Here is a 21,395-nt window from a genome sequence, read left to right on the forward strand (position 1 = left end):
GTAATGCAGGGAAATTAGGAATTGGTTTAAGCAGTTTAGTCAGTGATCACTTAAAGCTTTATGCACAGGCACATTATGTCAAAGGACGTAAGACAAACCAGTCCTTTCAGGGGATGTTAGGATTACGCTACAGCTTCTAAAGTTCTGCTTATTTTTTAGATTTTTCTTTGTATGTGTATGGGGGAGGGGGATGCGCGGTGTTGAGGTATCATTTTTCAAGGAGGTTAACCTTTTTATAAAAACTATATATCTCTATCATGTGTTGTTTTTTCTTATATTTTTCCCCTTATTCAATGATAATTTTAGAGAGAAGCATTTAAGATTATGCCAACAATCCAAAATGATAAGAAGAGCAGTGGTACTGTTATAAAAAGATTAGGTACCACAAATGTTTCTATTCTTGACTGAAATTCACACAAGCCAATACAGGTTTTTGAAATTTGCTATGAAGATTTTTCTACAGTCTCTTGGCAAAGAGCTTCTTGCTCGTTATAGAACAGCCAGATAATGTTATATAAAGGTGGTCAAATGGCTGTAGAACGTACTTTTTCGATGATTAAACCAGATGCAACGCGTCGTAATTTGACAGGAGCAATTACAAAAATGCTTGAAGATGCAGGACTGCGCGTTGTTGCATCTAAACGTGTATGGATGAGTCGGCGTGAAGCGGAAGGATTTTATGCTATTCATAGGGAACGCCCATTTTTTAGTGAATTGGTTGAGTTTATGTCTTCTGGTCCAACAGTTGTGCAAGTTTTAGAAGGTGAAAATGCAATAGCTAAAAACCGTGAAATAATGGGCACTACAAATCCTGCGGATGCACAAGAAGGAACAATTCGTAAAGTCCATGCTTTGTCTATTGGAGAAAATTCTGTTCATGGTTCAGATAGTCCTGAAACCGCAAAAGTAGAAATTGCCTTTTGGTTTTCAGAATTGGAAATTGTGGGTTAATAAAAGCATAAAAATAGAAAATCCCGAAATAGACTGTTTCGGGATTCTTTTTATGAAGCTTGTAGATTATTTGCGGTATGTGGTACGGACTGTTTTTTTATGTGATAACGTGTTTTAAGCCTGCACGAAAATAATCCCACCCTGTCCACAATGTGAGAAGAGCAGAAATCCATAGCATAGTAATGCCAAATTCTACTGTGTAGGGGAGAACTTTATTACCAGCTGGTCCTGCTAAGAGAAGAACGATAGCTATCATTTGTACAAAAGTTTTCCATTTAGCAAGACGAGAAACAGGAACACTCACTTTCAATTCCGCCAAATATTCACGTAATCCTGATACAAGAATTTCTCGACAAAGAATAATAATCGCTGCCCATAATGTCCATCCAGCAATCGTACTATCTGCGGCTAGCAATAGCAGACAGGCAGAGACGAGAAGCTTATCTGCAATGGGATCTAACATGCGACCAATATTGGATGTCTGTTCCCAAATCCGAGCAAGATAGCCATCAAGAAAGTCAGTAATAGAGGCAATAACAAAAATAGAAACAGAAGTCCAACGTGCAATATCGCTTGATTGCAACCTTCCTTCTAAAAAAAAGCAAGCAACAACCATTGGCACAGCGATGATCCGTGCATAAGTGAGAATATTTGGAAAAGAAAAAGTATGATTTTTCATAGAGCAATTTTCAATTCTTTGTAAGATATGATTTATTTTATAAAGGTAACAAGGCGAATATTATGAAACAAGCCTATTTTTCATTAAAATAGTTATAAACTTTTTTTGCAATGGTGGCCGAAATTCCCATTACTTTTGTTAAGTCTTCGAGTGAAGCATCGGCTACGGCTTTGGCACTTCCAAAATGATGCAGCAATGCACGCTTTCTTGTTGGACCGATATTTTCAATTTCATCAAGCGGGTTTTTGAATGTCGCTCTTTTTCGTTTTGCTCTGTGCGTTCCAATTGCGAAACGGTGTGCTTCGTCGCGTAGACGTTGCAAAAAATAAAGGATAGGGTCACGTAGAGGTAGTGTAAAGGGTGTTTTGCCCTTGATAAAAAACCGCTCACGTCCAGCGTTACGGTCTACACCTTTGGCTATTCCAACAACGGTGATGAGGTCGCCTATTTTTAATTCAGAGAGTATTGTATGCACACTATTAATTTGTCCCTCACCACCATCAATGAGGATAAGATCAGGCCAAAGAGGAGAAGAATCATCGCTTTGCTTGCCTGTATGAGGCAGATCATGCTCTTTGAGAAGACGTGAAAATCTTCGTTTAATGACTTCTTTCATCATAGCAAAATCATCACCAGGTGTGATATTGGTCGAGCGAATATTGAATTTGCGATATTGATTTTTAATAAATCCTTTGTGATCTGCAACGATCATTGCACCTATCGCATTTGTTCCCATCATATGGGAATTGTCATAGACTTCTATACGGCGGGGAGTATGAGACATTTGGAATATTTCGGCAAGTCCCTGAAGCAATTTTGTCTGTGTAGCTGTTTCAGCAAGTTTGCGTCCAAGTGCTTCATGAGCATTGATAGAAGCGTGATGAATAAGAGTTTTTCGTTCACCTTTTTTAGGTAAAGAGAGTATTACTTTACGATTTGCTTTGAGACTGAATGCCTCCATAAGAAGTGCTTGTTCTTCGATTGCTTCAGATAAAAGGATCAGTTTTGGAAGTGGCTTATCATCGTAGAATTGGGCAAGAAAACTCTCTAAGATTTCAGAACGAGAAAAAGAGGAATCTGCTTTAGGAAAATAGGCTCTGTTTCCCCAATTTTGTCCCATGCGGAAAAAGAACACTTGGATGCAGGTCACTCCTTCTCGTTGTGCAATTGCAAAGACATCTGCTTCTTGTATTGTTTGAGGGTTAATACCTTGATGGCTTTGTATGTAAGAGAGAGCCGATAAGCGATCACGATAGGTAGCAGCTTGTTCAAAATCAAGGTTTTCTGCAGCTTGATGCATAGCTTGAACCATATGACTTTTAACAGATTGGCTTTTTCCTGAGAGAAAAGCTTTTGCTTCTCTCACCAGCACAGTGTAATCACCAATACGAATTTCATCTGTACAGGGTGCAGAACATCGCTTAATTTGATAAAGCAAACAGGGGCGTGTACGGTTTTCATAAACCGAATCGCTACAGGTTCGTAGTAAAAAAGCGCGTTGTAAAACATTGATTGTTTGTGTTACTGCACTTGACGAGGCAAAAGGACCAAAATAATGGGCTTTTTTTGTTCGGGTACCACGATGTTTGTAAAGTGCAGGTGCGCGATGATCGTCAGTGATAATAATATAAGGAAAACTTTTATCGTCACGCAGTAACACATTAAAACGTGGATGTAATCTTTTAATAAGATTAGCTTCTAGAAGCAGCGCTTCTGTTTCCGTATGGGTAACGACAAATTCCATGTGGGATGTCGCACGAATCATTCGGGCAATACGGTTATTGTGCCCTTGTTCTCGCGTATAGTTTGAAACGCGTTTTTTGAGATTACGTGCTTTGCCAACATAGAGGATATCACCATTGTCATCAACCATTCGATAAACCCCTGGCTTATGAGGAAGATGTTTGACAAACTCTTGTATGAGTTTGGCACCTTTCAATTGGTTTGTATCATTTTCTTGGTTGGCATTGTCCCACATAATGGGTGAGAGAAAAGAGAGATTTTCTCTTTCATTTTGGAGAAAAGCTGTGTCGTTTTTCAGAACCATTCAGTTTATCCGGAAACATTTTCTATTTATTTTATGAAGTGTTTTTATTCATAAAAGACTATTATTTATGTAATGGTAGTTATTATTTCCTATAAATAACGTATTATGACATGAGACCATTTAATTTTGGAGTAATCACTTTTCAACAAAACAGAGGGCGTTTTTTTAAAAACAATTTTACAAACTTTCCAACACTATTTATCGGTGATGAAAGCAGGTTTTGTTGAAAAAATGAAATTCCCACTGCTAACCATGATGTATACTAAGAGATAATATAGTTCAAAAGGTCAAGAAAACCAAGATCCTTGGTATTGCAAGATTTTTAAGCAGTGCAAAAACTTTGATTTTTACCAAGAAAATTTTAACTGAAAACGGAATTTAGATGAAAGACCTAACATAATGAATGTTCTTTTTGGATCCAATTATGAATTATCCTTGCATGTTTATCTTGTCCAAGACGATGAATAAGAAACGGGGTTAGTTTTTTCATTTCTTCTTCCAAAAGATAAGGAGGATTGATAAGAATTATCCCACTTCCATTCATTGTGGGTGGGATTGAATTTTTTCGAACACGCATTTCGAGTTGTAAAATTTTTGGGATTCCCGTTTGATAAAGTGCATGAAGAAAATTTTCAATTTCTTTGTCGTATTTAACTGGATACCATAGAGCATAAATTCCTCTAGGAAAACGACGATATGCTTTTATCAATCCGTTAATCAGACGGGCAAATTCACCAGTTTTTTCAAAGGGAGGATCAACAAGGATAAATCCACGTTTTTCCTTTGGTGGCAAGTGCGCATTTAAAGAAAGCCAACCATCTAAATGCAAGACTTTTGTTTGATAATCACCGGCAAAATTTTTTGCTAAAATACGATAATCTTCATCATGGAGTTCAATTGCGGTAAGTCGGTCTTGTTTACGCAATAATTGGCGAATAACAAAAGGAGATCCAGGATAGAAGAGAAGTTCTTTTTCTCCTTCATTAAGTAAATCAATAATATTATACCATGGAGAAAGGAGTGTTTTTAAATCTTCTGGAATAGGAGTTGATAAAAGCCGTTGTACACCTTCACGCCACTCTCCAGTTTTGTATGCTTGTACAGAAGAAAGATCATATATACCAATTCCAGCATGGGTATCTATAACGCGAAAAGCTTTTTCTTTGCGTTTGAGATATTCTACAATGCGGGTGACAATAATGTGTTTAAAGACATCAGCAAAATTGCCAGCATGATAAATATGCCGATAATTCATGAATAAATTCTACCGTATATGACTGCTTACTCAATTTCTCTATTAACATAAAATAATGGTTTTATATCAACAAAAATCCTTTTGTAGAGGTCAAACAATCGAAAAGTCGTATATGCACCTAGTAGAAAATGCAGATGTTATAGCTTTACAATTATGTTTTCTATTTTGGTAATCCATACAATTTGTATGAAGGGGGATTAATCACCAAGGTTTCGAATTTTTTGTCAGAATACGGAAAGAAAGAGAGAAAAGACTTCAAGCATTTATTCTTTATTTTTGTGAAGGAATTTTTTTTATTATTGCTGTCTTACAAAGAAAATCAGAGAGGATACAAATGAGCTGAAGCAGCAATGGAAATCACTAAAATTTTAAAGATAAGTTTTTACGTTGAACAATGAATTTATCAACGAGTTAAAAATTGATATATTTAAAATGCCTGATAAAATACGACTAACGTGTTTTAATAAAATTACTATAAATCTTTGAGAAAAAAGCAAAAACACGGTTATAATATGTAGAAAAATATCTCCTGTCAGCATTTAATTGAGTGAAAGCACAAATTTCACGTGTATGTATGATAAATCATTAGGTTATGTATAATATTGAAATATAGCTTTTAAAAATTGATATGAGATAGATGAGCTGTGTTTAACAAAATAAAAACTATAATTGTTGGTATTTCCGGTATTTTTGTAAAAGATGAAGAGAAGCTTTCATTATGAAACATAAACCTTGGGCTGTTATTCTGTTCGCACGCAATATAGGGGCAGCAGATGATATCAAGGCGCCTATCACTTCTTTACGTGAGGTAAGTGGACGGGATGATATTTTTATTGATCAAAAGAGGGAAGAATACACCATCTGTTACCTCACTATCCAGCTGCTACAACATTAAAAAAATCAAAAGAACGTAATTCATGCCACATGGGCTCTGTCTCGACTTCATGCTTTTGATTTAATAAAATTTGGCATGAATGCTCATTGTTTTCCTGTTTTAGATATTCCTACAAGAGGAACACATAATATTATCGGGATACGTGCTTATCCAAAGGAAAAAGAAACAGTTACAGCTTTACGGACGTACGACAGCTCAAAGGTTTATTGATAGGGGTGTTTTACTGGTGATGAAACATATTCGTGAGACATGGACGAACACTTTCTGATACGCATTCTGAGTGAGTATCGCTTGATATCTTAGAAAAATACGATTTTATGCTTTTTTAAAATTTTGCTGATTTACCAACTGCAATGGTAACATATATTATCTATGAAGCAATCGACGATCGAGTTTCGGCAATATTGTATAAAAAAGTTATTGAGAACATTTTTTGTGAGAAGATAGACTTTTACGGTCTTTGAGTGTCAGATGATGTATCAATCAAAGCTCTTTCAGGGATTACATTTTCGAAAAATTTTCAGATTGAACACGTAAAATTTTGCAGAAGGTTGTGATGGTGCCCTTCATTGTAATAGTAGTTTGCAAGAGATGTGCATGATTGCACGGATGACACCATTTAAAAGGTAAAGCATTGGAGCGTGTATAGAATGCTTCCAAGAAGTTTTTGTTACGCCGATAGATCGGATGAAGTTGCTTTAAGAGAAGAGTTTTCAAGTCTTTTGAATTCTGTTTAAAGCAGCTTATTATTTAAACTTTATGAGGTTCATGATAATACATTAAGAAAAATGGACGAGAGGTTAAAAAGTGAGTTTACAATAAATAGCGTACGATTGCCTTTAACTGGAAAAGAAAATATACAAGTAAGAGAGGGGTATATTTGATATATTTCTTCAGAATAAACATAAACAAATGAACGCAAATTTAAAAGCAGTGAGAGAAAGTGATGGGTAATATTTTTTCACCAACGCACTTAATTGTAATTTTGTTAATTATCCTTGTACTTTTTGGGCGTGGCAAGGTTTCTGAATTAATGGGTGATGTTGCTAAGGGGATTAAAGCTTTCAAAAAAAATATGAGGGAAGAAGAGGACGCTATCGAAGATAAGCATGAAATAGCAGATTCGTCCAAAACAATTGATGTTGAGTTTCAACAATCTGAACCATTAACGGTAAAGCGTGCAGCAGTGCGTAAAAAAGCTTCTTCTTCCCCTCAAAGAGGAAAGACATCTGTCGCTAAAAAACAGCATATAGAATGATAAAGACGTGATCGCAGTTGTACATTCTTTTTGAATGAGAAAGTCGAGTATAAACAATGTTTGGGATTGATGGGCCAGAGTTTCTCGTGATCTTACTTGTTCTCATAGTTGTCGTTGGACCAAAAGATTTACCTAAAATGTTAAAAACAATGGCAAGAGCAATAGCTTATGTCCGTTCAACAGCAAAAGAATTTCGTCACCAGTTTGATGATGCAATAAGACAGTCCGAGCTTGATGAGTTACAAAAGACATTGTCGGATATTAATGATCTTAATCTAAACAGGAGGGTGACAGAGACTTTTAATCCTATTCATGATGCAGTGGAAAATATCCGCAATAATTTTGATGGAAAAACGACACACCATAATTTGAAAAAAGAGAAAGAAATTTTGAAATGTGATCAAAACAAAGCCAATGAAGATTTAACCGCATCCGTTGATTCTCATAGTTCTGGAAATATTTCTTTAATTTCCAAAGAGAGAGAGGGTGCGTCATGAATATTAAGAAGGATGAAGTTGATGACAATATGGCTCCACTTTTAGAACATTTGATTGAACTGCGTCAGCGAATTATTGCTGCTCTTATTGCATTTTTGATAGCTTTTATTCTGTGTTTTCTTGTCAAAGATTACATTTTAAATTTTCTGATATGGCCTTATCAATGGGCAATGAAAATATCAGGTGGTAATCCTGAGAATATTCGTTTGCAATCAACACAAGTATGGGAAACTTTTTTAGCAAAGATGAAACTTGCGGCTTTTGGGGCAGTTATTTTATCTTTTCCCTATACAGCTTTTCAGTTTTATAGTTTTATCGCACCAGGACTTTATAAAAATGAGCGTATGGCTTTTTTGCCATTTCTGATTGGCGGACCGATTTTATTTTGTATTGGAGGGGCATTTGTTTATGCTCTGTTAGCACCAATAATGCTTTGGTTTAGCCTTTCTCAGCAATTTCTTCCAGATGTTCATTTAAGAATAGAGTTTATCGTCCGTATTTCTGACTATTTGAGCTTTATAATATCATTTATCCTCATTTTTGGTTTGATTTTTCAATTACCTCTTGTGACAAGTCTTTTAACGAAAGTTGGACTTTTAACTTCTCATAGTTTAGTATCTAGACGCAAGTGGGCTATCCTTATCTCTTTTATAATTGCAGCGATAGTAACGCCATCAGATTTTTTTACTATGTTTGCAGTAGCCTTACCAACGATAGCTCTTTACGAGATTTCAATTTTAATTGCTTACTGTATAGAAAAGAGAAAAAAAATCTCTTAAGAGAAGTTTATATCCTGTGTGATAGCGCACGAATAGAAATGATGTAAATGAGGAATTTTGATGCTTGATATTAAGTGGATTCGTGAACACCCTGAAAAATTAGATAAAGCACTGGAAAATAGAGGCATTGAACCGCACGCAGAAAGATTAATAAAACTTGATCTTGAACGCAGGTTACATGTTGCCAAAGTGCAGTCTGCGCAGGAGCGTCGTAATGCAGCTTCAAAAGAAATAGGACAAGCTTTAGCAGCATGTAATCAAGAAATGGCTGAACGTTTGAGAGCGGAGGTTGAAGAGATTAAAGCCTTTCTTTCTTCTGCTACAGTGGAAGAAAAGCGCTTGACTGAAAGTATTGAGGAGGCTCTTTCAGCACTTCCAAATATTCCATTGGATGATGTTCCAAAAGGTAAAGATGAAAGCGATAATGTTGTTATTCGACATTTTTCTACACCTCCAACATTTGACTTTACACCAAAGGAGCATTTTGATCTTGGTCAAAATCTCGAACAGATGGACTTTGAACGAGCAAGCCGTTTATCAGGGGCGCGCTTTACAGTCCTTTCAGGAGCTTTGGCGCGGCTTGAACGCGCATTAGGTCAATTTATGCTTGATGTGCATGTTGAGGAGCATGGTTATACAGAAGTTTCAATACCTCTCCTTGTTCGTGATGAGATTGTTTACGGAGCAGCCCAGCTACCAAAATTTGCTGATGATCTGTTTCGGACAACAGACGGTCGATGGCTTATTTCTACAGCAGAAGTGCCGTTAACCAATTTGGTGAACAATGAAATTCTTGAAATGTCAGATTTACCACTGCGGTTTTCTTCTTTAACGCCCTGTTTTCGCTCGGAGGCAGGTGCGGCAGGTCGTGATACGCGTGGGATGTTACGTCAGCACCAGTTTTGGAAGGTAGAAATGGTATCCATTACCACTGAAGAGCAGTCTTTAATGGAACTAGAACGTATGACAGAGTGTGCAGAAGATGTGTTGAAACGCCTCGATTTGCCTTTTCGCACGGTGGTTCTTTCTACAGGTGATATGGGATTTGCTGCACGTAAAACTTATGATATTGAAGTTTGGCTTCCAGGACAAGGATGTTATCGTGAAATTTCCAGTTGTTCAGTTTGTGGAGATTTTCAAGGGCGACGTATGAATGCGCGCTATCGTAGAGAAGGCGATAAAACATTGCACTTTGTGCATAGTCTTAATGGTTCTGGTACAGCTATTGGACGTTGTCTTATCGCTGTTTTGGAGAATTATCAGCAAGCTGATGGATCAATTATTGTTCCAGATGTTCTACAGCCCTATATGAAAGGCTTACGTTGTATTACCGCTTAATTTTATAACAAAAAAGAACCACTCTATGTTTCTTGCTGAGGGATGATGACGTGTAAACACAAGGCTTTGCCATTTTAAAAAATGAGTTGTAAGTACGGTAAGGGTACCACTTCATTGGAGAACGACTGACATTATGGGGCAAAAGAGTATTTTACGATTTCGTGAGGAATTGGCCAGCCTTGTGCTGAAAATGCGTAGCAAAGGAATTGATGATGTTCGCTTTTTTTCGGCATTTGAGAAAATTCCGCGTCAACAATTTGTTGCTTCTTCTTGGTTCAACAGTGCTTATGATAATAAAATTATTCCTATTGAGTGTGGTGAATATATTGAGCGTTTAGAAGAACAGCTTTTAATTCTTTTTGCTTTATCGTTGAAGAAAAAACATCGTGTTTTAGAAATTGGTACAGGATCTGGTTTTTGTACGGCTCTTATGGCATGTCTGAGTGACCGCGTGACAACAATTGATCGTTATAAAACATTGGTTGATTTGGCAGGTCAGAGATTTCAAAGTTTAGGGCTCGAAAATATTGTTATACGGCAGATAGACGGCAGTTGCACAGGTACAAGTTTAGGATCATTTGATCGTATTCTTATTTGGCCATCACGTTCAGATGAACCCCAAGAGTTTCTCAATCTTTTAGCTGAAAATGGGATTCTTATTCAAGCTATAGGACCTGACGAAGGGGTACAAACGATGACACGTTATAGGAAAATTGGTAGCCAATTTGAGTGTTTAGAAATGTTTCAAGTGCGTTATCAGCCTTTTATTAAAGGCCTTGCAGAAATACTTTAATTTTTTAGGTTTAAGATACTGTGCAAACTCTTTTCCCTTTTTATTTTACGATAAATTCATTTTGATCTTATTATAAAGATATTTATGAATAAAATATCGAATTTTAACTCTTAGGTAATATTAAAAAGCTTTAATAGAGTGAGTTGAGTATTGACGAGTGGGCAAAACTATGTGGTTCAAGGTTTTGGATAGTATTTTTTTTGGTTATTTTCAAAGAATAGCTTTTTTAGCGATGATAATGATTTTTGCGGGGTGTAGTTCTGGTACGCAGCGCTTTACAAATATTTTCTCTCATCGCGCAGGATCACCACACCCGAATATATTTACACCTATGTCTGCAGATCCGCAAGCGTCACCCTATGGTAGCATGATACAAAGCACCGATTTGCCTCCGGTAGATCAGAGTGGTGTTTCATGGACAGGTGATGATACTGGGTATGATTCTCCACAACAAGGAGGGACGTCTCCTGATAGCCGGATTATGGGGACACCGCCACGCAATCTTGGAACTCTTTCTCGTTCACAAATGGATAATTCTCCGGTCTTCCGGCGAAACTCTTATATTGTTCAAAGTGGCGATACACTGTTAAGCATTGCACGGCAAATAGGAGTGAGTGTTGAAGCATTGAAATTAGCAAATGGTATAAGCAATAATTCCATTTATATTGGTCAAGTACTCGTGGTTCCAAGAAAGCGCACACTAGCAACTTCAAACACCTATAATGATGATAAGGGAATATCAGCAGCAGAATCTTCATATCAGTCTCAAGTTATGACTTCTACAAGACAGAGAAAGGTTCCACCTACATATAAAGCGCCGGTCACAACTTCTCCTTCTGCAAGGATGAACAATTCAAGTATTGAGAAAAAATCTTTTAAACAGATGGCGCAATTCAGTCATGAGACGAGTTTGTCAAATGCTGTTACAAATACGGATAATATTGTGACTCCGCAAGCCACTGGAATTTCTAAGATGCGTTGGCCTGTAAGGGGGCGTTTATTAAGTCAGTTTGGTCAGAAGAAAGGAACGGCAACGAATAGAGGGATAGATATTGCTGTGCCTGAAGGTTCATCGGTAAAGGCGGCGGAAAATGGTGTCGTTATCTATGCAAGTGATGGGTTAAAAGAGCTAGGCAATGTTGTTATGATTCGACATGAAAACAATATTATTACTATTTATGGATGTAACAGTAAACTTGTTGTAAGCAAGGGCCAAAGAGTACGGCGTGGAGATGAGATTGCTAAATCTGGTGTTTCAGGAAATGTTAAAACGCCACGCGTTTATTTTGAGGTGCGTAAGAATTCATTACCTGTCAACCCTAGCAAATATTTAGAAAACTAATTCATTTTGAAAATCTATGGTTTACGTAGTTTGAAAACAGAATAATTCTTTTTCTTAAACGAAATAGTATTTTGATGGGAAAATTATATAAAAATCATATATTGAAGAAGAGTCGTTAGTTTAGTTTGCTAAAAGATAATGCAATTGATTTATATCGTTAATTCTTCCGTTAATGAGGATGCGTATGATATATAAAGGAAGAAAATAAATCTGTTTCTGAAAAGTTTTTTCTCGTTGCCTTCTGTCTTTTAAGGATTTATTTCCTTTCTATAAAGCTATGGTTACATTGTGTCGTTATCGCTTTGTATGACAATTCCTCTGGGAGAGCTTTTTTTCTGAGCCAAAAGTCTATTTTTATGGAGTGAGAATTACCTGAAGTTTATCTATAGGAGATCAAAATGTTTATTAGTAACGCTTATGCTCAAGTTGCAGGCGGTGTTTCCAATGGGACCTCACTTGTTAGCTTTGTTCCATTCATTTTAATTTTTGTAATTATGTATTTTTTTATGATTCGTCCACAGCGTCTACAAATGAAAAAGCGTCAGGAAATGCTTGATGCTGTGCGCCGTGGTGATACCGTTATAACGGGCGGTGGTATTATCGGCAAGGTTACAAAAGTTTACCATGAGAGTGGTGAATTAGAGGTTGAGATTGGTGATGACATGCGTGTTCGCGTTATCCGTTCCACATTAACTGATGTACGTGTTAAAGGAGAACCCATTGCGGAAAAAAAATCAAAATTGAATACTAAACCAAAAACACCACAAAAATCTAAGACTAAAACAAAGAAAAATGTAAGTGTAACTGAAGAGAAAAAAACTGGATCAGAAGAAAGTGAATCTTAAAATATAATTGCGGCTTATGACGTTATTTGACAATGTATTTTTATAAAAATGGATAACTTCTGTATAAAAAATATTCAGCTTATGGGCAGTTTCGTAGTCGATAAATGAACATAATCCCTTTATTTTCTGCGAATTATTGAAAGACTACTTAAAAAGTAATATTTCATTTGTTAAGTGTTGTAGTCAATTTTCCTATTTTTTGAATAAGTTTATTGTTTAAGAGAACAGAGGTTATTTGTTTTTAGTGAATGATCTGAAAGAGTGTTTTAGCTAAATATATTGAAATGAATATGATATTTAATAGCATCTTGTTATAAGCTTTTATAAAATCTAGAAACAGATTTTCAATTGAGTGCTTACTGTATGATCAGAAGAGTGTTTATATGAGGGATGCATCAATTGCTATGCGAGGTATGATTACTCTAGCATTATTTATTACAGATCCTTTGCTGATTTTGAGAAGTGAGAGTAAAAATGCAATTAGTTATCAAAAATAAAGGGTACTTTTGATGTCTCATGCCATTCAAATCCGTGAAGCTCATTTTCCAAGACGTGCACCTATTGATGCTTATGGAAATGGTGGATTTCGTTTTGCTGATATGTCCCATAAAGGATCTATTATTTGTGTTCCATCAGGTATTTATGGTATTGACATGGGGGGACCAATTCCCACTAAAGAGGATATATCTCGAATTTTAGAAGAGGCATCTGAGATTGAGGTTTTGCTCATAGGTACTGGAGTTGAATTATTGCGATTACCTGAAGAATTACGGATGCTTTTATGGCAAAAACGGATATCATCGGATACAATGAGTACAGGGGCTGCTGTGCGTACATTTAATGTTTTGTTGGCTGAAGATCGTGCAGTTGCTGCGCTATTGTTTGCAGTAGAATGATATTTTATTTATCTCCTCTTTAGAGGAAGATATTTTTATCTCTTTTATAGCGTTTTTTCCGATGAGCTCTCTTTATGTATGGAGATTCAATACTGTCCTAATGTATATAGCTAAAAAGTGTTTTGCCTTGACAGTATAAAGGGTAGACAGCGCTAAAAAATATCGTTGTAAGCCCTATGATGTTTTTTCTCGAAAGAATAGTGTATAGTATAACATATACCTGATATAAATACATAAACTCAAGATTGTTTTTCCCTGCATAGTATAATCATAACCTTCAAGAGGAATATCTATCATTATAAGTTTCTCAGTTACGAGATAAAATGAGAGATGCAGTTATTGCATCTCAATTTTTGAACAGAAAAAATTCTGGGCAGCGGAAACCATTGCATTTATAGATAGAAAAACAAAATCTATTAGAGAGATAATTTCTTGTATCTTAACGGAGTGACTTCTTAAATGAAAAGAGGAAGAAGTGTAGGGCACCAATGTTGAAAGAATGAAAGCAGGCAGAGCTTCTATTAGTTTTGACGATCGTCCTGTTAATTTGCATCATATGCTACAAATAAAAGACGGACCTCTGGTAGAGGTTAGCTCCAGTCATTCCATCAAAAACATACTTCCGTTATTCGCATTGATCTTAACACAGAAAAATCAGCTATTGATAGAGACAAATTTGAGATGGTGAAGAGAGGTATTGGAAGAAACGCGCTGGAGTCTATAAGAATAAAGATAGAGAAACTAAAAAATAATCAGTTATGGAGAATAATTGATGAAAACCTATACCTTAGATGATGTTGCAGTATTAATTGATAAAGTGAATAAATATGATGGTGATATTAGCAATTTTGGTACTGCAAAAAATGTGGTTGATGATTTTGTAATTGAAAAGGCGGAGAAAACTCTCGGCTTACAGTTTACAACTTCTTATAAGGATTTTTTAAAAAATTATAAAGGCGGGGAAATTGGTGGTGATGAAATCTATAGTTTTTATGAGAACCCTATAGGTATTCCTTTTGATAATATTGTTTACCGAAACTTAAATGCTAGAAAACGTTGTTTTGAAACGCCAGAACAGCTTGTTGTTAGCAGAACAGATTTTGGTGAAACCTTTTATTTTGATTATACGCAGTTTTGGGATGGTGAATGCCCACTCTATATCATGCTTTCATCTGAAGATTGCGAATATTACGCGAGTAATTTTTATGAATTTCTCTGTAAAAGAATTAAAGAAAGCGTGGGAGCTGAGATACCTGAAGGTGATCAACCGATTGAAAAACCAGAGAACCCTCCCATTCCGCAACTGATACCTTTTTACAAGCGTTTTTGGAAAAAAATATGGAGGAGATGACATTAGTAGTGAGGAAATCTCTAGTTTTTCTAGCGATCCTCTTTATTATTGCAAGTAATTTTTATGAGTTTTTATGTAAAAGGATTAAGGAAAATGTGGGCGAAGATTCATGAAAACCTATACCTCAGATGATGTTGCACAATTAGTTGATAAGTGAACAATGATGCAAACCAAAGATGCAACAGAAATTTAAAAAAGACTAGGCTGGGAGCCCCATCGCGATGAAGTGGGGGATATATTTGCTTATTATTATCTCTCCGATCGTATTGTGCATATCCTTTATGATATTGTAAATTACGGCGAGAATGGGGGAAAGTTTCGGTTGTCTGTTAATCTCACCACTGCTGCTTATTGTCTTGGCTGGGAATATGATAATGGCGAAAAATCGCAATATAAAAATACATTAATTTCCGCAAAAGATGACTTTGATATTAAAGCTTCAGATCTTTCTGAAAGCCATATTGAAGAAGCTTTAAATAGGCTAATAGCTTGGGACCAAGAACAAGTTATTGAACAAAAATTACGTGAAGAAGCTGCAGATCATTCTCTTGTAGCAAAGGCTTTGCTTGGTGATATAGAGGCTTTAAAGAGTTCTGAGGATATATCTCAGTTGTATGTACCAGAATTTTCTGATTACAGCACAATGACGAGGTATGATCGCCTCCTTCTTTTTGCTCAAGCCTATAAAAATGGAGAATTGGACGATATTCTCGCACGCAAAAAGTTCAATCAGCGCTTGATGAATCTTACTGCAGCAAGCCGCATTCTCAAAACGCAAGGGTGGTTTTCTATGGAGCCTGGAAAAATGTGGCTCTCTTTGCCGGATCGTTTTATTAAGTTAGTTTTTGGCTTTGTACATCTCCATGATCAGTACAGTGTCCATCTTGAACTGAAATATCTAACGAAGAGATTTCTTTGGTTTGCTGGTATATTCATTTTCATGGACAACGTAATCTTGTAGGTCCTACGGATATTTATCAGTCTTTTAATACACTTGGAGGGAATAGTATTCTTGATAAAGGGATTGATATTTGTGTGGAGACATTAAACGAGCAAGAGTTGACAAAAATCTCTGAACGGATAATACAATGGGCACGTGCCCAAGATTTACAAGCATCGATAGAAAGTAAAACACTTGTTCAAAAGTATAGCTACAATATAGATATAGTTTGGCATTTGGCTTGTTTAGCATTAACTGGTAAGATTGATGTGCTGAAATCTTATCAATTTTTTTTAGAAGTAGGTACGATTTCTGAATATTTAGAAAGCAATATTGTAAAAAAGTCTGTTAAGTACGCTGTTGAATTTGCTGAAAAACATCTAAAAATCCTTCATGAGCGAGAAACAACAGAAGCACATCTTGCTCCACAAGTTTTGATTACTTTCAATAAAGTTGCAGAGCAATTAAAACAAATGGGGTGGACAGTTTATCGTGATAAAAACTACAATCGCAATGCTTATTTCATAAGTAAAGACCGTATTATTAATATAGTGTACGAGCTTAATAAAGAAGGAGAAACACCGCTTGTTAGTTTCAAGGTTTCTCTTTCACCGCTTGTTTTTTCTACAGCTTATCGGCATATATTTCCTAGTAGACCTCAATATATAGCCCTCAAAGAAGCAGAAGAAGTTTATACAGTTTCTAGTACTGAATTGGACGAAGGCAAACTGAAGCAGATTTGTGCAGATATTCTTGAATGGGCAGATCGGCAAAATGTTAATCAAATCATCTATGATTATGCCGTTGTGTTTCCAGATAGTGAATATGATTTTGCGCAGTTTCACCTTATTGCTCTTATTCTGATTGGGGATGTTGAAAAGCTGAAATCTTACAAGGAGAGTTTTAGAAAGGGAAATCCTTTAGGCTTTGTGAAAGGTATCACGAAATATACAAACAACAACGCTCTTAGTCTTGCACGGGGTTATCGAACGTTTTTTCCCAAAAACACTCCGATTTTAAGCTTGGATCCACAAACAACATCTATTGCTTCCAAAACAGCATCTGTTGAGGCGACAGAGGAGGTAGAAGAAACGGAGATGATAAAGATGCTTCATTGACCATGGAAAGTGCTCATGCACTTTTAAAAAACCTAGGCTGGTCAACTGAGAAAATCGATGAGAATGATCATATAGCAAGCTATCAATTGGCTGATCGTGAAGTCCAAATACTTTATAACGATGAAATTGCCAAAGATTGTCCACAATTTGATAGTGCCTTTTTGATTAGCACGGGTATTCTTTCTGTTGCTTGCAAATTCATTTATCCTACACATACAGAAGATTTCCCAGCTATACAGCTTAATTTTGAAGCCAAGGGACTGGATTTTTTGAACCAGAAGTCACTGCAGATCTTTTAACACAGGCGCTTGATGATGCACTAGAATGGGCAGTAAGCGCTATTGATCTTTCTGGAAGACTTCGCTGTGATTATGGTCGAGATCCTTGGCAACAGGATGCAACGTCTAAAGCAGACAATCCGGATTATGCTTTGCTTCATCTTGGTGCCCTTGCTTTATTGGGTGATGTTGAAACCTTGCATTCTTATCAGCAAAGTTTTACAGCAGGAGATCATTTAGACTTTGGCGAAAGCATCCAACAGCTTCATCTTGAACGGGCTATCGCTTTAGCCAAGGAAGTAGCAAAGGTGAAGCAAGTGAGCTACGCTTTGATTGAACAGGTGACAGAAAAGCTTGATGATCAACAAGAGGTTATCAGCAAGAAGCAATCCAGCTCTTGGAGGGAGAAGTTATTAAATCTATTGAGAACAAGGAATACATGATTATTGTGAAAAAAGCGAAGGGGATTATAAATTATGAAATGGCTAAAGAAAAAAGAGTATGGGTTTGCTGAGCCTGTGGAATTTCAAGGTATAAAGGTTTATCAGGCAGATAATCTGTTTGAGCCTGAAACAGTTTCTTCTTGGAAAGAAAAAGGACAGGTAGTAGAAGGCACAAACCTAGAAAGAATGACATCAGGAAGAGCTCCTATTGGTATCGATTATCGGCCTATCATGTTCCATCCTATGACAGACGAACAAGATGGCCCTATAGCTGAGATTCTCTACTCATTTTATCAAAACAAGAGTTTTGTTACCCATATGAAGCCAAAGACCAATTTTATCAAAAAAGCTATTTGTTGGATTTCAAAAAAAAATCCTAAGTAGGAAAAAAGTGATTATTGCAAATATTGAAGTGATGCCACGAAAAAGCTCTCTCTAAGCTTGAAGGATCATCCCTTAAGTTACATCATATATTGTAAATGTAAGATGATCTTACAGCCACAGTTTAGAAAAGAATTTTATCAAGAAAATATTCCTTATATTCTATCAATGTAAACCCAATTCCATTGGCTATGTAGACCAATATTGATCAGTTGAAACACTATTATTAGCGAAAACACACTGTGACTTATGGAGGAAAATTTATGAAAAATTATATGTTATCAGATGTTGTACAATATATTGATACGTATAATCATGTTATTAATTTTGGCACTAAAGAGAATGCGCCTGATGATGTACGGATTAAAACAGCTGAGAAAACTCTCGATTTACAATTTACCTCTTCTTACAAGAGTTTTTTAAAAAATTATGGAGGAGGAGAAATTGGAGGTGAAGAAATATTCAGTATTTATGAAATCTGTGCTGGTATTCCTGCGGGTGATATTGTATACCGAAATTTGCTTGATAGACGAGATGGCTTTACGAATCCCAAACAGCTTGTTATCAGCACAACTGATTTTGGTGAGACATTCTATTTTGATTATTCTCAATTTCGGGATGGTGAATGTCCACTCTATTTCAGGTTTCCATCTGAAACTCCGCAGTATTATGCAAGTAATTTTCATGAATTCCTCTGTAAAAGAATTAAGGTTCATGCGAGCTGATTTTCTTTGTATGGTGTTTTTAGTTTCAAGGTGGAGGCGCTTAGTGGTTATTTTTCCTCGTTTTTAAAAGTGTTAACATTGCTCTATTTTAAAATAAACTAAACAACATAAAAAAGAATGCATTATGGCTTTAGAACAAAAATTAGCAAAGTATTATGTCAAAACTATACCTCTGTTATACACAAAAAAACAATATGATAAGATTTGATATTGATCAAAGACAAATATCCTATGATGAGACAGAAATATTGGAGGAAAGAAAGAGTATAATCAAAAAGAGGAATCTATTGGAAGTAATTGATACAGAAGATGGTATCAGTAACATAGAATAGAATATATGGGAATGAAAGCTAGAGAAAGGCATGCGCTTTGGTTGATGAAAAGAGGAAAATAACCAATAGAAAAAAAGCTTTGAAAAGTTTTTTATCTGTCTCTTATGAAATCTGCTCCATTACTATTGAAATTGGAGAGTCTATGGGAGGGGGCAACAGCTTTTCTTCAATCAATGAGATTTCATAACATACGCTGTTTTTTCATATTTTTACCTTATGTATGTGCATCATGCTTGAATAACCTATAACGAATAAGTATTGCTTATCAAATGCCTAATTTTTAAAACAGCGCACCAATATTTTCAAATATTTCGTTTAGTTCCTTTATAGTTTTACACGTAATGCGATGAGATATTTGGACATTGAAAGACCAAAATCCTTCATCCCTTATATGTAAAGATATCATAGGAATAAAATCTTGAGGCGATGAACGCATGCCCTCTAAAGTGATTTTTATTTGCGCGCTCATTTCATTAGAAACATGGGTATAAAGGGATAAACTTGCATGATTATTTTCCCATGAATGAATATTCATTCTCAAGTGTCGGCATTGTAGAGTAAGTCAACTTTTAAAAGATAAAAAGACTTTATGTGTTTGGGTAAGCAAAAAATACCCATAAAAGGAATCTTAATTCATATAGATTTATAGAGGTATATTTGAAGAATTTATTCTTCTTGTTGTGTTTTCTCATCTATCGTTTTTTTATATGAATAAAAATAGGGTATTAATTGTTAAAAAAGGAAGTTAAGAAGTGTCATAGAATGATAGATTCTCTTTCTTATTATCTTGATATTTTACGTGCTACAGATCGTGATCGCTATATATCGGTTTTATTTGCGCCTAAAAAAAAGCGCAGAGCATTAGCTGCTCTTTATGCTTTTAATGTAGAAGTTTCTCGTATTCGTGAAATCGTACACGATCCGCTTATCGGTGAGATACGGTTACGTTGGTGGTATGATTCTATTGCTCATGGTGAAATACAAAAGAGTAACAATAATCCGATTTTGGATGATTTGCTTGCTGCAATGGCTCTTTTTGATTTACCTAAAACAGCTTTTTTACGGTACTGTAATGCGCAGATTTTGGATCTTTATCACAATCCTATAGAGACTCTTCATGATCTTAAATTCTATTGGGGTGAAACCGCGAGTATCCTTTTACAGCTTTCTTGTCAGATATTAGCTCCTAATAGAACACAAGATTTTACAGATGCTTGTGAACATGGAGGAATTGCACAAGGATTAAGTGGTGTGTTGCGCCTTTTATCATTTATGCAATCACGATATCATTATTACTTACCTGCTGATGTGCTAAAGGCTGTAGGAGTGGAGAGGAGAGATTTAGAGTCACATCGTGTCAGTAACGAACAGGAATACCACATTATTGAAGCTATGGTAGCGTTATCGCGAGATCATTATACAAAGTTTTATGAGCGTTCTAATGCGTTGCCTAGAATCCTTAAACCAGCATTTCTTCCATTGGCAATTATACCAGCATCTCTTCAAAGAGCGCAGCAGTTGGGAGCAGCAGTTTTTCAAGAAAGCGCAACTTTGCCGTTGATTTGGCGCTATTGGATAATAACATGGGCAGCGATAAGCGGTAATTTTCCAAAGATATCATAGAGGGAAAAGGAGTATTATTCAAAACCAAGAGAAAGAATAAATCTATTGAAGGTCACTGTATATTATGAATGTAAATCCTTCTTGATTATCCGAATTTATTATCTGGAAAATACTGCTCATGCGTTGATGAGAATTTTCTTCAAACAGTGAAAATTGGATTTATGAAGTTGAAGATATCGTGTGTTTCTTTTGCTATTTATTCATTTTGTTGGGTGCTCTCTATCGGTAGATGATATAAAAAACATAAAATATAAGCTCAGATTTATAAAATACGTTAGTTGATTTTCTTGCTGTTTGAGAAAAGCTCCTTCAAAATGGGCATTGGAGAGGAAGATTTTGCTACTCAACAGTGAAATGTATAGCTGATATCTCATTTTCCAATGAAGTACAATTTGGGGGATAAGACAATATAATAAGCTCTATAGAAAAATCTGTTATTGGAGAGAAATATAGCACGCAAAACTATAAGGCTATAAACTATTATCGTTTGTTATGAGGACATTCAGAGAGCGGTTTATACGGGTTGAATTCTTTCTTAATATAAAGAACGCCATATTCAAAATCATCCCCACCACTTTCTGTAAACGCACAGGTCCACAGAAAAGCTTATATTTTTACAGATATTATTC

General features: G+C 35.9%; 18 protein-coding genes and 3 pseudogenes. 18 read left to right on the plus strand and 3 right to left on the minus strand.

Features of this window, described 5'->3' with window-relative positions; genetic code table 11:
• On the plus strand, window positions 1–140 hold a 140-nt coding region (locus tag PVV69_RS04875; protein WP_273756717.1), incomplete at its 5' end, for an autotransporter outer membrane beta-barrel domain-containing protein.
• A 388-nt stretch (window positions 141–528) separates the two neighbouring features.
• On the plus strand, window positions 529–951 hold the full coding sequence (gene ndk, locus PVV69_RS04880; RefSeq protein WP_273756682.1) for a nucleoside-diphosphate kinase: 423 nt from the start codon (window positions 529–531) through the stop codon (window positions 949–951).
• 97 nt (window positions 952–1,048) lie between these two features.
• Here the strand turns inward: ndk and pgsA are convergent, their stop codons facing one another.
• The 3 genes from pgsA to PVV69_RS04895 all read right to left on the minus strand — a co-directional run bounded on the left by pgsA (window position 1,049) and on the right by PVV69_RS04895 (window position 4,932).
• Window positions 1,049–1,630, minus strand: coding sequence for a CDP-diacylglycerol--glycerol-3-phosphate 3-phosphatidyltransferase (gene pgsA, locus PVV69_RS04885; protein WP_273720801.1), 582 nt, complete (start codon window positions 1,628–1,630; stop codon window positions 1,049–1,051).
• Between the two features lie 73 nt (window positions 1,631–1,703).
• Window positions 1,704–3,677: an excinuclease ABC subunit UvrC gene (gene uvrC, locus PVV69_RS04890; protein ID WP_273756683.1), complete on the minus strand. Its 1,974-nt coding sequence runs from the start codon at window positions 3,675–3,677 to the stop codon at window positions 1,704–1,706.
• Window positions 3,678–4,068: 391 nt separating this feature from the next.
• Window positions 4,069–4,932, minus strand: coding sequence for a 23S rRNA (adenine(2030)-N(6))-methyltransferase RlmJ (locus tag PVV69_RS04895; RefSeq protein ID WP_273756684.1), 864 nt, complete (start codon window positions 4,930–4,932; stop codon window positions 4,069–4,071).
• Between the two features lie 718 nt (window positions 4,933–5,650).
• Between PVV69_RS04895 and PVV69_RS04900 the strand changes: the two genes are divergently transcribed.
• From PVV69_RS04900 to PVV69_RS04965, 16 genes and pseudogenes are all read left to right on the plus strand, one after another.
• The gene (locus PVV69_RS04900; RefSeq protein ID WP_273756685.1) at window positions 5,651–5,827 is read left to right on the plus strand and encodes a hypothetical protein; all 177 of its coding nucleotides are present in this window, start codon (window positions 5,651–5,653) and stop codon (window positions 5,825–5,827) included.
• A 946-nt stretch (window positions 5,828–6,773) separates the two neighbouring features.
• Entirely contained in the window at window positions 6,774–7,085 is a 312-nt protein-coding gene (tatA, locus tag PVV69_RS04905; protein ID WP_273720805.1) for a twin-arginine translocase TatA/TatE family subunit, read from the plus strand.
• Between the two features lie 56 nt (window positions 7,086–7,141).
• On the plus strand, window positions 7,142–7,582 hold the full coding sequence (tatB, locus tag PVV69_RS04910; protein WP_273756686.1) for a Sec-independent protein translocase protein TatB: 441 nt from the start codon (window positions 7,142–7,144) through the stop codon (window positions 7,580–7,582).
• On the plus strand, window positions 7,579–8,361 hold the full coding sequence (tatC, locus tag PVV69_RS04915; protein WP_273720807.1) for a twin-arginine translocase subunit TatC: 783 nt from the start codon (window positions 7,579–7,581) through the stop codon (window positions 8,359–8,361). Before tatB ends, tatC begins: the two co-directional genes overlap by 4 nt.
• Window positions 8,362–8,421: 60 nt before the next feature.
• Window positions 8,422–9,699 carry a serine--tRNA ligase gene (gene serS, locus PVV69_RS04920; RefSeq protein ID WP_273720808.1) on the plus strand — a complete coding sequence of 426 codons (1,278 nt, stop codon included), beginning with the start codon at window positions 8,422–8,424 and terminating at the stop codon, window positions 9,697–9,699.
• A gap of 133 nt (window positions 9,700–9,832) precedes the next feature.
• A complete protein-coding gene (locus tag PVV69_RS04925; RefSeq protein WP_273720809.1) occupies window positions 9,833–10,492 on the plus strand; it encodes a protein-L-isoaspartate(D-aspartate) O-methyltransferase in 660 nt (219 codons plus the stop codon).
• A 169-nt stretch (window positions 10,493–10,661) separates the two neighbouring features.
• Window positions 10,662–11,834, plus strand: coding sequence for a M23 family metallopeptidase (locus tag PVV69_RS04930; RefSeq protein ID WP_273756687.1), 1,173 nt, complete (start codon window positions 10,662–10,664; stop codon window positions 11,832–11,834).
• Between the two features lie 398 nt (window positions 11,835–12,232).
• Entirely contained in the window at window positions 12,233–12,679 is a 447-nt protein-coding gene (gene yajC, locus PVV69_RS04935; RefSeq protein WP_273756688.1) for a preprotein translocase subunit YajC, read from the plus strand.
• A gap of 509 nt (window positions 12,680–13,188) precedes the next feature.
• Window positions 13,189–13,575 carry an Mth938-like domain-containing protein gene (locus tag PVV69_RS04940; protein ID WP_273756689.1) on the plus strand — a complete coding sequence of 129 codons (387 nt, stop codon included), beginning with the start codon at window positions 13,189–13,191 and terminating at the stop codon, window positions 13,573–13,575.
• 496 nt (window positions 13,576–14,071) lie between these two features.
• Window positions 14,072–14,263: pseudogene (locus tag PVV69_RS10040) on the plus strand (HNH/ENDO VII family nuclease); the annotation flags it as partial.
• 84 nt (window positions 14,264–14,347) lie between these two features.
• Window positions 14,348–14,926 carry an SMI1/KNR4 family protein gene (locus tag PVV69_RS04945; RefSeq protein ID WP_273756690.1) on the plus strand — a complete coding sequence of 193 codons (579 nt, stop codon included), beginning with the start codon at window positions 14,348–14,350 and terminating at the stop codon, window positions 14,924–14,926.
• Between the two features lie 34 nt (window positions 14,927–14,960).
• Window positions 14,961–15,039: pseudogene (locus PVV69_RS10000) on the plus strand (SMI1/KNR4 family protein); the annotation flags it as partial.
• A 50-nt stretch (window positions 15,040–15,089) separates the two neighbouring features.
• A pseudogene (locus PVV69_RS04950) lies at window positions 15,090–17,705 on the plus strand (DUF6990 domain-containing protein).
• 33 nt (window positions 17,706–17,738) lie between these two features.
• Window positions 17,739–18,089 carry an HNH/ENDO VII family nuclease gene (locus tag PVV69_RS04955; RefSeq protein ID WP_273756692.1) on the plus strand — a complete coding sequence of 117 codons (351 nt, stop codon included), beginning with the start codon at window positions 17,739–17,741 and terminating at the stop codon, window positions 18,087–18,089.
• A 260-nt stretch (window positions 18,090–18,349) separates the two neighbouring features.
• Window positions 18,350–18,811 carry an SMI1/KNR4 family protein gene (locus PVV69_RS04960; RefSeq protein WP_273720815.1) on the plus strand — a complete coding sequence of 154 codons (462 nt, stop codon included), beginning with the start codon at window positions 18,350–18,352 and terminating at the stop codon, window positions 18,809–18,811.
• A gap of 1,094 nt (window positions 18,812–19,905) precedes the next feature.
• The gene (locus PVV69_RS04965; RefSeq protein ID WP_273756693.1) at window positions 19,906–20,766 is read left to right on the plus strand and encodes a squalene/phytoene synthase family protein; all 861 of its coding nucleotides are present in this window, start codon (window positions 19,906–19,908) and stop codon (window positions 20,764–20,766) included.
• The last annotated feature ends 629 nt before the right edge of the window (window positions 20,767–21,395 follow it).

The sequence above is a fragment of the Bartonella sp. MM73XJBT genome, assembly GCF_028618465.1.
Classification (GTDB): Bacteria; Pseudomonadota; Alphaproteobacteria; order Rhizobiales; family Rhizobiaceae; genus Bartonella.

Bases quoted from the DNA above. Each gene is read 5' to 3' on its own strand.
- ndk (WP_273756682.1), top strand. From the start codon at position 529: ATGGCTGTAGAACGTACTTTTTCGATGATTAAACCAGATGCAACGCGT.
- pgsA (WP_273720801.1), bottom strand. From the start codon at position 1,630: ATGAAAAATCATACTTTTTCTTTTCCAAATATTCTCACTTATGCACGG.
- uvrC (WP_273756683.1), bottom strand. From the start codon at position 3,677: ATGGTTCTGAAAAACGACACAGCTTTTCTCCAAAATGAAAGAGAAAAT.
- PVV69_RS04895 (WP_273756684.1), bottom strand. From the start codon at position 4,932: ATGAATTATCGGCATATTTATCATGCTGGCAATTTTGCTGATGTCTTT.
- PVV69_RS04900 (WP_273756685.1), top strand. From the start codon at position 5,651: ATGAAACATAAACCTTGGGCTGTTATTCTGTTCGCACGCAATATAGGG.
- tatA (WP_273720805.1), top strand. From the start codon at position 6,774: ATGGGTAATATTTTTTCACCAACGCACTTAATTGTAATTTTGTTAATT.
- tatB (WP_273756686.1), top strand. From the start codon at position 7,142: ATGTTTGGGATTGATGGGCCAGAGTTTCTCGTGATCTTACTTGTTCTC.
- tatC (WP_273720807.1), top strand. From the start codon at position 7,579: ATGAATATTAAGAAGGATGAAGTTGATGACAATATGGCTCCACTTTTA.
- serS (WP_273720808.1), top strand. From the start codon at position 8,422: ATGCTTGATATTAAGTGGATTCGTGAACACCCTGAAAAATTAGATAAA.
- PVV69_RS04925 (WP_273720809.1), top strand. From the start codon at position 9,833: ATGGGGCAAAAGAGTATTTTACGATTTCGTGAGGAATTGGCCAGCCTT.
- PVV69_RS04930 (WP_273756687.1), top strand. From the start codon at position 10,662: ATGTGGTTCAAGGTTTTGGATAGTATTTTTTTTGGTTATTTTCAAAGA.
- yajC (WP_273756688.1), top strand. From the start codon at position 12,233: ATGTTTATTAGTAACGCTTATGCTCAAGTTGCAGGCGGTGTTTCCAAT.
- PVV69_RS04940 (WP_273756689.1), top strand. From the start codon at position 13,189: ATGTCTCATGCCATTCAAATCCGTGAAGCTCATTTTCCAAGACGTGCA.
- PVV69_RS04945 (WP_273756690.1), top strand. From the start codon at position 14,348: ATGAAAACCTATACCTTAGATGATGTTGCAGTATTAATTGATAAAGTG.
- PVV69_RS04955 (WP_273756692.1), top strand. From the start codon at position 17,739: ATGAAATGGCTAAAGAAAAAAGAGTATGGGTTTGCTGAGCCTGTGGAA.
- PVV69_RS04960 (WP_273720815.1), top strand. From the start codon at position 18,350: ATGAAAAATTATATGTTATCAGATGTTGTACAATATATTGATACGTAT.
- PVV69_RS04965 (WP_273756693.1), top strand. From the start codon at position 19,906: ATGATAGATTCTCTTTCTTATTATCTTGATATTTTACGTGCTACAGAT.